This is a genomic window from Martelella sp., assembly GCF_984369615.1.
In genome coordinates, this window is record NZ_CFHTCS010000121.1 from 1 (window position 1) to 11577 (window position 11577).

Consider the following 11577-nt stretch of genomic DNA (forward strand, 5'->3'; position numbering starts at 1 on the left):
TTCCGAAGGAAGCCTTGCCGGCGAGAAGGTGCTGCTGATCAAGCCACAAACCTTCATGAACCTTTCCGGCGAGAGCGTGGGCGAAGCGCTGCGCTTCTACAAGCTCTCCGTCTCGGATCTGCTGGTGATTTATGATGAGCTTGACCTGATCCCCGGAAAGGCAAGGATCAAGACCGGCGGCGGCTCCGGCGGACATAACGGCATCAAGTCGATCGACGCCCATTGCGGCAAGGATTACCGGCGCCTGCGTCTCGGCATCGGCCACCCGGGCGACAAGGCCCGCGTGCATGGCCACGTGCTCGGCAATTTCGCCAAGGCGGACAGCGAATGGCTGGAGCCCTTGCTGGAGGGCATTGCAAAAAACGCCGATCTTCTGGTGCGCGGCGAGGATTCGCTGTTCATGAACAGAATCGCGACCGGCGGAGCAGCAGCGCCGGAAAAACCCGCGCCCAAGCCCGCCAAGGCACAATCGCATATCCACAAGGCTCGCCAGCGCGGACAGCAGACAATGCCCGAGAGCGGCCCCATGGCCGACATGCTGAAGAAAATGTTCGGCCAGAAGAAGGACTGACGCACGGGCCCGGGCGGCTCAGTTCTCCGGCTCGGTGATGAACATCAGCGGAAAACCGGCCTGCTTCGCCAGATCGATGGCTTCCTTGGCCTTGGTCTCGGCAATATCACGGCTGTAGACCGCGACCACGCACTTGCCTTTCTGGTGGGCCGTCATCATCACATTGTAGCCCTGTTCCTCGCTCATGCGGAAAACCGCCTTGAGGATGACCAGCACGAATTCGCGCGGGGTGAAGTCGTCATTGACGAGAATGACCTTGTAGAGGCGGGGCTTGGCCACCTTCAACCTGGTCGCAGTCTTGCGTTTCGTATCGGAGCCCGTGTCGCTCATGGCCGACCCGTTCCTTCTTTCCAACGTTCGAATATGAAGAATGTGCGGCCGGCGCCCGAGCGCACGCTTACCGTCAGAAACTGACAAACCGCAATAGCCCTATCTTGCGCCCTCGACCCGTTTTTCGCAAGTCCGGCCGCGAGAAAAGCGCCTCCTCGGCGATGAGGCCTTGACCTCTGCCGCCTTCATCGCCCATAGCCACGGGCCAGGAAACGAATTTTTAAGCAGGATATCCCCATGGGCTTCAAATGCGGAATTGTCGGCCTGCCCAATGTCGGCAAGTCGACCCTCTTCAACGCGCTGACCAAGACCGCCGCAGCTCAGGCCGCCAATTATCCCTTCTGCACGATCGAGCCCAATACCGGCGAGGTCGCCGTGCCCGACCCGCGCATGGCGGAACTCGCGAAGATTGCCGGCTCGAAGGAAATCATTCCGACACGCATTTCCTTCGTGGATATCGCAGGCCTCGTGCGCGGCGCCTCCAAGGGCGAGGGCCTCGGCAACCAGTTTCTCGCCAATATCCGCGAGGTTGACGCCGTGGTCCATGTGCTGCGCTGCTTCGAGGATGACGACATCACCCATGTCGAGGGGCGGATCGACCCGGTGGCTGATGCCGATACGATCGAGACAGAGCTGATGCTCGCCGACCTTGAAAGCCTGGAGCGCCGCGTCGACCAGACCCGCAAGCGCGCCACGGGCAAGGACAAGGAGGCGCAGACCCTGCTGCCGGTCATGGAAGCCTCGCTGAAACTGCTTCAGGACGGCAAGCCGGTGCGCTCGCTGCTGAACGAGCTCGATGCGGAAGACATCAAGATCCTCAAGGGGCTGAACCTTCTGACCTCGAAGCCGGTGCTCTATGTCTGCAATGTCGCCGAGGGCGACGCGGCCAAGGGCAATGCCGAGACCGAGAAGGTCGCGGCCATGGCTGCCGAACAGTCCGCCGGAACGGTCATCATCTCCGCGGCCATCGAGGCGGAAGTCGCCCAGCTCGATGCCGAGGAAGCGGAGATGTTCCTCTCCGAAATGGGCCTTGAGGAAGCAGGCCTCGACCGGCTGATCCGGGCGGGCTACGAGCTTCTGGACCTGATCACCTATTTCACCGTCGGCCCGAAGGAGACGCGCGCCTGGACCATCCGCCGCGGCACCAAGGCGCCTGCGGCGGCCGGCGTGATCCACACCGACTTCGAACGCGGCTTCATCCGCGCCTTCACCATCGCCTATGACGACTTCATCGCCTTCAAGGGCGAGACCGGCGCCAAGGAAGCCGGCAAGGCCCGCGACGAAGGCAAGGAGTATGTCGTCCAGGACGGCGATGTCATCCACTTCCGGTTCAATACGTAGGCGAAAAGACATCAGGTCCATCGGGAAGGTCGGTCGCTCGCGAACCGGCCTTTCTTTTTCGCTTGAAGAGCGCGCGCCCCTGCCCCACCTATCTTCAACGATAGCAACAGCCGGGCGAACAGCACATGACCATCTACGATTTTTCAGCCAAGAGCATCGACGGCACGACCGTCGACCTTTCCGACTACAAGGGCCATGTGCTCCTGATCGTCAACACCGCGAGCCAATGCGGCTTCACGCCGCAATATGAAGGGCTGGAGGATCTTTACCGGAAATATCGCGAACAGGCCTTTTCCGTGCTCGGCTTTCCCTGCAACCAGTTCGGCGGACAGGAACCGGGGGATGAAGACGAGATCGACTATTTCTGCAAGACGCAGTTCGATATCGACTTTCCGATGTTCGCAAAGGTCGATGTCAACGGCGACGATGCCCATCCCCTGTTCAAATATCTGAAGAAGGAACGTCCGGGCCTTCTCGGATCCGGCATCATCAAGTGGAATTTCACGAAATTCCTGATCGGCCGCGATGGCGAGCCGATCAAGCGTTACGCCCCGACGGTCAAGCCCGAGGACATCCAGGACGACATCAACGACGCGCTGGCCGCTGCCAGGGCGTAAGGTCCTGCCGCGAAGGCCTCAGTGGCCTTCGTACTGCACCAGCGAGCGAACCTCGACGCCCATATCCTCAAGCTTTCTGCGGCCGGGCAGGTCCTTGAGATCAATGATGAAACAGGCCGAAACGATCTCGGCGCCGATCTGGCGCAAGAGCTTGACCGCGCCTTCGGCCGTGCCGCCGGTCGCAATCAGATCGTCGACCAGGATGACCTTTTCGCCGGGTTTGACGGCGTCGACATGCATCTCCATCTCGTCCTCGCCATATTCCAGCGAATAGGTCATGGAGACGGTCTTGTCGGGCAGCTTTCCCTTCTTGCGGATCGGCACGAAACCGGCCGAAAGCTGGTGCGCGAGGGCTCCGCCCAGAATGAAGCCCCGCGCCTCGATCCCGGCGATCTTGTCGATCTTCATGCCGACATAGGGCTGCACCAGTTCATCGACGGCGCGGCGAAAGGCGCGCGCATCGCCGAGAAGCGTGGTGATGTCGCGAAAGATGATGCCGGGCTTCGGATAATCCGGAATCGAGCGAATGGCTTTGAGCAATTCAGGATTGGCACTCATCTTCTGACGTCCTTCAATTGGTCTTTCTTCCAGGCGCGGCGCTCGGGCCGCCCATCAAAAAGGCGGCCGCGGCCGCCTTTCCTTGTTCACGTCCCGACACGAAAAATCAATCGTGCTTGCGGGCATAGACCGATTTTTTCGTGAGGAACACCAGAACCGCCATGATCACCAGGAACACCATGACCACGAGCCCCGTCTGCTTGCGCTCCTCAAGCTTCGGCTCCGCCGTCCACATCAGGAAGGCCGCGATGTCCCGCGAGTACTGATCCACCGTCTCCGGCGCGCCGTCATCATAGGAAACGATCCCGTCTGAAAGCGGCGGCGCCATGGCAAGCGCGGCGGCGTTGGCGAAATAGGGATTGTAATAGGTGCCGGCCGGAATTTCCGCGCCTTCCGGCGGCTCCTCATAACCGGTCAGAAGCGCGTGGATGTAGTCCGGTCCGCCCTCCTGATACTGGGTGAAGATGTCGAAGACGAAAGTCGGGAAACCCCGCGTTATGCCGCGGGCTTTCGCCATCAGCGACAGGTCCGGCGGCGCGGCGCCGTTGTTGGAGGCCGCCGCCTGCTCGGGATTTTCGAACGGCGCCGGGAAATAGTCCGAGGGAATGCCCGGCCGCATGTACATGTTGCCGTCATTGTCGGGTCCGGCCTCGATCTCGTATTCGGCGGCAAAGGCCTTCACCTGCTCTTCGGAATAGCCGAGATCGGAGAGCGTGCGGAAGGCCACCAGGTCGAGCGAGTGGCAGGCCGAGCAGACGTCCTTGTAGACCTTCAACCCGCGCTGCAGCTGGCCGCGGTCATAGGTGCCGAACGGACCGGCGAAGCTCCAGTCCATCTGCTCCGGATGTTCCAGCGGATAATGCGGCGTGCCGCCTTCCTCCCCGTCTTCCGCGGCGAGAGCCGTGGTGAGACAGAAGGGCGAAAGAAGCGCCGAGAACAGAACCGTGGCGATAAGCTTTTTCATGTTTTTTCCCCTCTCGCCACGCATCACGTCTTGCTCTCGGCCGGCTTCTTGCGCGCGGCCTCCTTTTCGAGGACCGCTTCGGTAATCGAATTCGGTATCCGGGTCGGTTTCTCGATCAGGCCGAGCACCGGCATCAGCACCAGGAAAAACGCGAAATAGAACAGCGTTCCAAGCTGCGACATGACCACGAACACGCCTTCCGCCGGTTGCGAACCGAGCCAGCCAAGCATGATCGCATTGGCAACGAACAGCCAGAAGAACAACTTGAACCACGGCCGGTAGGCGGCAGAGCGGACCTTTGACGTATCGAGCCAGGGCAGGAAGAACAGGATGATGATCGAACCGAACATCACCAGCACGCCGCCGAGCTTCGAGTCGATCGGGCCGACATCGAAGGTGATCGCCCGGAGCATCGCGTAGAAGGGCAGGTAATACCATTCCGGCACGATATGGGACGGCGTCTTCATCGAGTCGGCCGGAATGTAATTGTCCGGATGGCCGAGATAGTTCGGCATGTAGAAAATGAACCAGACATAGGCGATGAGGAAGATCGTCACGCCGAACGCGTCCTTCAGCGTCGCATAGGGCGTGAACGGCACGGTATCGCTCTTCTGCTTGACCTCGACGCCCGTCGGGTTGGTCTGGCCGGTTACATGCAGCGCCCAGATATGCAGCACGACGACGCCGGCGATCATGAAGGGCAGCAGGTAATGGAGCGCGAAAAAGCGCTGAAGCGTCGGTTCGCCGACGGCAAAGCCGCCCAGCAGAAGCTGCTGTATCCAGTCGCCGATCAACGGAAAGGCGGTGAAGAAGCCGGTGATCACGGTCGCGCCCCAGAACGACATCTGCCCCCATGGCAGGACGTAGCCCATGAAGCCGGTCGCCATCATCAGCAGGTAGATCACCACGCCGAGCATCCACAGGATCTCGCGCGGCGCCTTGTAGGAGCCATAATAAAGGCCGCGGGCGATATGCAGATAAACCGCGATGAAGAAGAATGACGCGCCGTTTGCATGCATGTAGCGCAGCATCCAGCCGTAGTTCACGTCGCGCATGATCTTCTCGACCGACAGGAAGGCGGCGGAAGTCGATGACGTGTAGTGCATGGCCAGGACGACGCCGGTCGCGATCTGCACCAGCAGCATGACCGACAGCATGGCGCCGAATGTATAGGCGTAGTTCAGATTGCGCGGCACGGGATAGGAAACGAAGCTGTCATACAGCATCCGGGGCAGCGGCAGGCGCGCATCCATCCATTTCGCCATGCCGTTCTTGGGCACATAGCTCGAGTGTCCACTCATGATTCAGTCTCTCCCCCTCAACCGATCCTGATCACAGTGTCGGACGTAAATGCGTATAGCGGTATGGCAAGGTTCTGCGGCGCGGGGCCTTTGCGGATCCGGCCCGCCGTGTCGTAGTGCGAGCCATGACAGGGACAGAACCACCCGCCGAAATCGCCGGCCTGGCCAAGCGGAATACAGCCGAGATGGGTGCAGGACCCGATCATGACGATCCAGTTCTCCTTGGCCTCTCCGGCGGAACGGTCGACATCGGTCGCCGGCGATCCTGCCGGAAGGTTCTCGTTGCGCGCCTCCGGGTCCTTGAGCTCGGAGAGCGGCACCTCCTTCGCCTCCTCGATCTCGCGTTCCGTGCGGTTGCGGATGAAAACCGGCTTGCCGCGCCATTTCACCGTCAACGACATTCCAGGCTCGAGACTGGATACGTCCACTTCGACGGTCGAAAGGGCCAGCGTCGAGGCATCCGGCCGCATCTGGTCGATGAACGGCCAGGCAACGGCGGCCGCGCCCACGGCAGCAGCCACGCCGGTTGTCAGATACAAAAAATCGCGCCGGGTCGGTTCGCCGGAATGATCCGTCGAAACAGTCTCGTCTTGCACCGCTATCCCTCCATCAGCTGATGCCGTTGCCTGCGGTGACGTCCCTCCTTCGCCGTAACGAAAGCGCCTGGGCAACGTTCATATGATCGCCAAGTTTTATGCATGATTATTCAGGATGTCCAGTGTTTGACCGATTTCAATCACAGGCAATGGTTATCGGAAAGGCACCAGGCGGAACCGGCCGGAAAATGCGCCCTCCTTGCCGGCGCGCCGAAACCGACCCGGCCCTATTCCTCCTCGGCAAGCTCCGGCAGAAAACCCCCGGACTGGCGGGCCCACAGCGACGCATAGAGGCCGCCCCTTTCGATCAGCGCCTCGTGTGTGCCCTGCTCCACGATCCGGCCCTTGTCCATGACGATCAGCCGGTCAAGCGCGGCGATCGTCGACAGGCGATGGGCGATGGCGAGCACCGTCTTGCCCTCCATCAGCTTCATCAGATTGGCCTGGATCGCGGCCTCCACCTCCGAATCAAGGGCCGATGTCGCCTCGTCGAGGACAAGGATCGGCGCGTCCTTCAGCATCACCCGCGAGATCGCGATGCGCTGGCGCTGGCCGCCGGACAATTTCACCCCGCGTTCGCCGACATAGGCATCAAGGCCCCGGCGTCCGCGCAAATCGGCAAGATCGGCGATAAAGCCGTCGGCTTCCGCCCGCTCGACGGCCTCCCAGAGCATGTCATCATCGGCGTTTTCATTGCCGAAACGGATATTGTCGCGGATCGGGCGATGAAGCAGGCCGGTATCCTGGGTCACCATGCCGATCTGGGCGCGCAGGCTCTCCTGGGTAACCTCGGCGACATCCTGCCCGTCGATCAGGATCCGCCCGCTGTCAACGTCATAGAAACGGAGCAGAAGGTTGACGAGCGTGGACTTGCCCGCGCCGGACCGGCCGACGATGCCGACCTTTTCGCCCGCCCGAATGTCAAGGACAAGATCGCGGATCACGCCCTTGCCGCCGTCATAGCCGAAGCTGACATGATCAAAGCGGATTTCTGGGCTGCGCATGACGAGCGGCACGGCATCCGGCTTGTCAACAAGGCCGATCGGCTGCGAAATCAGCTCGGCCGAGTTCTGGATCGTGCCGATGGCGCGCATGATGCCGTTCAGCTGCATCATCAACCGCCCGAGCAGCATGGACAATCGAAGCGACAGGCCGAGCGTGAAGGCGACGTCGCCCGAGGATATGTCGCTCGAGAACCACAAATGCACCGAAAGCGCCGCGATGGCGGTGATCATCACGCCCGACAACAGGCTGAGAGAGGCTCTCACGCCGGTGATCAGCCGCGTAAAGACCTGAACGCGCGCGATCAGGCGTTCGAAGCCGCCGCGCATATAGACGTCATTGCCTTCGTCGCTGCCGAAGAGCTTGAGCGTCAGGATATTGGAAAAGGAATCGACCATCCGGCCGGACATCATCGAATTGGCTTCGGCCAGTTCACGGGCATTCTCCCGGATGCGCGGCACGAAGAAGCGCGCCAGCACCGCGAAGATCGCGATCCACAGCGCGATCAGCGCCGCCAGCCGCCAATCAAGCGCGGCCACCAGCGCCATGGTCGATATCGCGTAGATCGCCATGAACCAGACGACCTGCAGAAGCGACGACATCAGATCGCCGATCGACTGGCCGGCCGCCGTCACCTTGGTCACGATCCGGCCGGCAAAATCATTCTGGAAAAAGTCGAGCGACTGACGTGCGACATAGCGATAGGACTGCCAGCGCACAAGATTATTGAAGCCGGGAACGATCGTCTGTTCCTCGATCAGCATCTGCAGCGTGGTAAGCCCCACCCGGACGACAACCATGGCAAAGGCCATACCGATGAGCGCCGGGCCGTGTTCGGCCATCAGTCCAGACCAGCCGGCTTCGCGCGACGTGCCGTCGAGTATGTCGATCAGCACGCCCATGAACCAGAAGGAAGCCGATTCCATGACCGCAACGCCGCCGCCGACGACGAGCATGGCAAAGAACGGCCATTTCGCCTGGCGCAGGAAGAACCAGAGAAAAGCAAACAGCTTCTCCGGCGGCTGCTCCGGCGCGCTGTCGGCCAGCGGGTCGATCCACCGCTCGAACAATGCTGCAATGCGCTGAAATATCATGACGGCAAGAGATACAGGGATTCGGCAGGCGCGCCAATGATCGTTTGATCAAAAGAGAGAGGCTCTCCATCTCCGGCGGAGAGCCGTCTGTTCGGCGCGGGTTTCGTCCCCGTGTTCCCGTGAATCAAAACCTCCTGCCAAAGCCGGAAGCTGCCGGCAGTTTCGGGCGGCGGCGACCGCCTTTTTGCGCTTCGGGGGGGAACTGAGGCAGCGAGAAGGCGTTTTTCCTGCATGAAACAAAGGAGAGTATCATGCTTTACTATGCCGCTGTCTTTCTGGTCATTGCCCTTGTTGCCGCCGCACTCGGCTTCGGCGGTATCGCCGGCGCATCCGCGGGTATCGCCCAGATTCTTTTCTTCCTCTTCCTCCTGTTCTTCGCCGTTGCGGTGATCGTCAACTTCGCGCGCAGCCGGTGAGGCCTCCTCCCGACCGGACTTCGAAGCGGGCCTTCTCCGGAAGGCCCGCTTTTCGTTTGTCGTCGCCTTATTCGGAAGCGGATACGAAAAAGGCAGCGGCGTCTCCGCCACTGCCTTCGTTTGGTCCGTCGCTTTCGCGATCAGTTCATGCGCGACATCCAGGTGTCGACGTCGCGTTCGGCCTCGTCACGTTCCTTGCCGTAACGCTCCTGAATCTTGCCGACGAGCTTTTCGCGATTGCCCGCGACGACGTCCAGGTCGTCATTGGTCAGCTTGCCCCACTGGGCCTGTGCCTCACCCGTAAACTGCTTCCAGTTGCCTTCGATACGATCCCAGTTCATAAGCCTGCTCCTTTCAGCTTGCTTTGTCGTTCGGTTGGGTAAACGCGCGACGGATCGCTGCGGTTCCGTGACGACGGGAGGTTTAGGCGGACCTTTGAAGGCGGCGGCAGGTTGATTGACAACATCTGAAAAACAGGGGATGTAAATCAAAGCGCTTCGTTTTTTATTTCGGCAGGCGCTTACCCGCCACCTTGGCCGGACGTTTGCCAACAGAGCGTTTTATCGGCGAAACATCATTGAAAAGAGACATTTTCGCCGACAGGGCGAAATGGAACGGGAACGGCGTTCAAACCTGCAATCTAGGTCAGCCGCGAAAAAGCATGCGAAAGATTTTCGATAGAGTTGGAGCGGTCGGGTTTCCTTCGCCGAACCGGCTTTTGCCGGCACTGGTGTTCGTCGTCGTTGCCGCGATCGGGCTTGGCATGTCGTTTTCGATCTACCGGGCCTCCGAGGTCGAACGGCGCGCCAAGTTCGAGATGGTCGCCGGCGATGCCGTCGACCGCATCGTCTCGCGCTTCTACCAGCACATGTCGCTCCTGGAGGCGACCAAGGCCTTTTTCGAGGCGACCGACGGGATGGTCGACCGGGAGGCTTTCCGGACCTATGTCGAGGGCCTTGATACAGAAGGCCGCTATGACGGCATCCAGGGCATCGGGTTTGCCCGCATGGTCTACGCCGGCAACGAGGCCAAGGCCGAGGACATGATCGCGCGTTTTTACAGCGATGACATCGCAATCTGGCCGGAGACCGATCAGGATTACCGTGCCGCCATCGTCCTGCTCGAGCCGGAAGACGAGCGCAACCGTGCGGCGATCGGCTTCGACATGTACAGCGAACCGGTGCGACGGGAGGCGATGGCAGATTCCTTTGCCACGGACACGCCGCGCGCCAGCGGCCCGGTCGAGCTCGTCCAGGAGATCACCGCGCAGAAGCAGGCGGGCTTCCTGCTCTACCTGCCCTTCAAGATGGATGAGGGGCCGAACTCCGCCGACGGCAACCTGCCGCTCTCGGGCTTCATCTACGCACCGTTCCGCGCCGGCGATCTCTACCAGGCGGTGATGGACGACGGCCCGACCGTGCCGGTCGCGATCGAGGCCTACGACAAGGAGGCGCCCGGAACCCCGCTGTTCAGGTCATCGACCTTCGACGCCGCCCTGGAGCGCAGCGATCTCGAGGTCACACGCGAAGTCGATATCGCCGGGCGGACCTGGGTGCTGGAAATGGCGCCGAGCGCCGCCTTCGAGAAGGCCGAGTTCGACATCACGCCCTTTGTCGTCGGTTCCGTCGCCCTGCTGCTGGCAGTGGCGCTTGCCCTCGCCGCCCAATGGCAGATCAAGGCGCTGGCTGCGGCGCGGGAAGTCCAGCGGGTCACCCAGAAATCGCTGCAGGAACGGGAGCTGATGCTTCAGGAGATGAAGCACCGGATCAAGAACTCGATCGCCCGCATGCTCGCCATTGCCCGCCAGACTGCCTATCATGCAGAAAGCCTCGACCAGTTCATGGAATCCTACGCCGCACGGCTTCAGGCCATGTCCACGGCGCAGGATGTGCTCACCCGCTCGCGCTGGCAGAGGGCCGACCTCAGGGAGCTCCTCTCAAAGGAACTCGAGCAGGTCTTCGGCGACGCGGATGCCCATTACGAGGTTTCCGGCCCGGCTGCCGAGCTTGACGAGAAGGCCACACAGGCCTTCAGCCTGACCTTCCACGAACTGGCGACAAACGCGCTCAAATATGGCGGAATGGCGAATGACGGCGGCAAGCTGAACGTCACCTGGACCTATGAAGGAACCGGCGCGGCGCGCAAGCTGAGGCTCCTCTGGCAGGAAGGCGGCGCGCGCGTTGCCAAGCCCGAGCGCAAGGGTTTCGGCACCCGATTGATCGATGCCAACATCATCGGCGAACTGCAGGGTACGATCGAGCGGCACTATCGCGAGGATGGGCTTACCGTCGAAATCGCCTTTCCCAACCCGGCGGAGACCGGCGAGCGCCGCCCGCGCTGGCGCCGCCGCCGTGCGAGAAAATCTGCCGACCGCTAGCGCATAGCGCTTTCCTTGAAAACTGCCGAAACGCAGGGCAGGAGAAGCCAGCGCGCCGCCGGTCCGCAAAAGCGCGTGAGAAGCAATTGGCGAACGATCCGGATAGGCTTTGCAGCAGGCCTCTCGACCATTGCCTGCTTTGTCTGCTTTGGCCTGGGTCTTCAATCAGCCGGCGGCGACCGGGCTGCGGAAACCTGCCCGGCGCGGCCCCCGGCGCGACCTTCCGCTCGACAACAATCTTGCCGTCGTCATGAACGATGCAGATTGAGACGCCTGCTGGCTGACAGCGAGCCGAAAAAGGTCAATCTTGATCGCGCTTTACACACATAAGAACAGGAAATTGGTGGAGCTAAGCGGGATCGAACCGCTGACCTCCTGCATGCCATGCAGGCGCTCTCCCAGCTGAGCTA

12 protein-coding genes are annotated in these 11577 nt (G+C 61.3%); 5 read left to right on the plus strand and 7 right to left on the minus strand.

What is annotated here, in order from left to right; translation table 11 throughout:
- Positions 1-571, plus strand: a 571-nt coding sequence (gene pth / locus AC5DC2_RS11480) for an aminoacyl-tRNA hydrolase (protein ID WP_491698568.1), incomplete at its 5' end; no start/stop codon positions are given.
- A gap of 18 nt (positions 572-589) precedes the next feature.
- Here the strand turns inward: pth and clpS are convergent.
- Positions 590-901: an ATP-dependent Clp protease adapter ClpS gene (clpS, locus tag AC5DC2_RS11485; RefSeq protein WP_024710228.1), complete on the minus strand. Its 312-nt coding sequence runs from the start codon at positions 899-901 to the stop codon at positions 590-592.
- Positions 902-1138: 237 nt separating this feature from the next.
- On the opposite strand from clpS, the gene ychF reads away from it, so the two are divergent.
- Positions 1139-2242: a redox-regulated ATPase YchF gene (ychF, locus tag AC5DC2_RS11490; RefSeq protein ID WP_491698569.1), complete on the plus strand. Its 1104-nt coding sequence runs from the start codon at positions 1139-1141 to the stop codon at positions 2240-2242.
- A gap of 125 nt (positions 2243-2367) precedes the next feature.
- A complete protein-coding gene (locus tag AC5DC2_RS11495; RefSeq protein ID WP_024710226.1) occupies positions 2368-2859 on the plus strand; it encodes a glutathione peroxidase in 492 nt (163 codons plus the stop codon).
- A gap of 18 nt (positions 2860-2877) precedes the next feature.
- Here the strand turns inward: AC5DC2_RS11495 and AC5DC2_RS11500 are convergent, their stop codons facing one another.
- From AC5DC2_RS11500 to AC5DC2_RS11520, 5 genes are all read right to left on the minus strand, one after another.
- On the minus strand, positions 2878-3417 hold the full coding sequence (locus AC5DC2_RS11500; RefSeq protein ID WP_024710225.1) for an adenine phosphoribosyltransferase: 540 nt from the start codon (positions 3415-3417) through the stop codon (positions 2878-2880).
- Positions 3418-3523: 106 nt separating this feature from the next.
- On the minus strand, positions 3524-4381 hold the full coding sequence (locus tag AC5DC2_RS11505) for a cytochrome c1 (RefSeq protein WP_024710224.1): 858 nt from the start codon (positions 4379-4381) through the stop codon (positions 3524-3526).
- A 23-nt stretch (positions 4382-4404) separates the two neighbouring features.
- The gene (locus AC5DC2_RS11510; protein WP_036238563.1) at positions 4405-5682 is read right to left on the minus strand and encodes a cytochrome b; all 1278 of its coding nucleotides are present in this window, start codon (positions 5680-5682) and stop codon (positions 4405-4407) included.
- A gap of 17 nt (positions 5683-5699) precedes the next feature.
- Complete coding sequence (gene petA, locus AC5DC2_RS11515; protein ID WP_491698570.1) at positions 5700-6278, minus strand: ubiquinol-cytochrome c reductase iron-sulfur subunit; 579 nt, start codon at positions 6276-6278, stop codon at positions 5700-5702.
- 227 nt (positions 6279-6505) lie between these two features.
- Complete coding sequence (locus AC5DC2_RS11520; protein ID WP_491698571.1) at positions 6506-8374, minus strand: ABC transporter ATP-binding protein; 1869 nt, start codon at positions 8372-8374, stop codon at positions 6506-6508.
- Between the two features lie 251 nt (positions 8375-8625).
- Here AC5DC2_RS11520 and AC5DC2_RS11525 point away from each other — a divergent pair, with 251 nt between their 5' ends.
- Positions 8626-8790: a DUF1328 domain-containing protein gene (locus AC5DC2_RS11525; protein WP_024710220.1), complete on the plus strand. Its 165-nt coding sequence runs from the start codon at positions 8626-8628 to the stop codon at positions 8788-8790.
- 140 nt (positions 8791-8930) lie between these two features.
- Here the strand turns inward: AC5DC2_RS11525 and AC5DC2_RS11530 are convergent, their stop codons facing one another.
- Positions 8931-9131, minus strand: coding sequence for a CsbD family protein (locus AC5DC2_RS11530; RefSeq protein ID WP_024710219.1), 201 nt, complete (start codon positions 9129-9131; stop codon positions 8931-8933).
- A gap of 320 nt (positions 9132-9451) precedes the next feature.
- Here AC5DC2_RS11530 and AC5DC2_RS11535 point away from each other — a divergent pair, with 320 nt between their 5' ends.
- Entirely contained in the window at positions 9452-11167 is a 1716-nt protein-coding gene (locus tag AC5DC2_RS11535) for a CHASE domain-containing protein (protein ID WP_491698572.1), read from the plus strand.
- Positions 11168-11577: the final 410 nt, after the last annotated feature.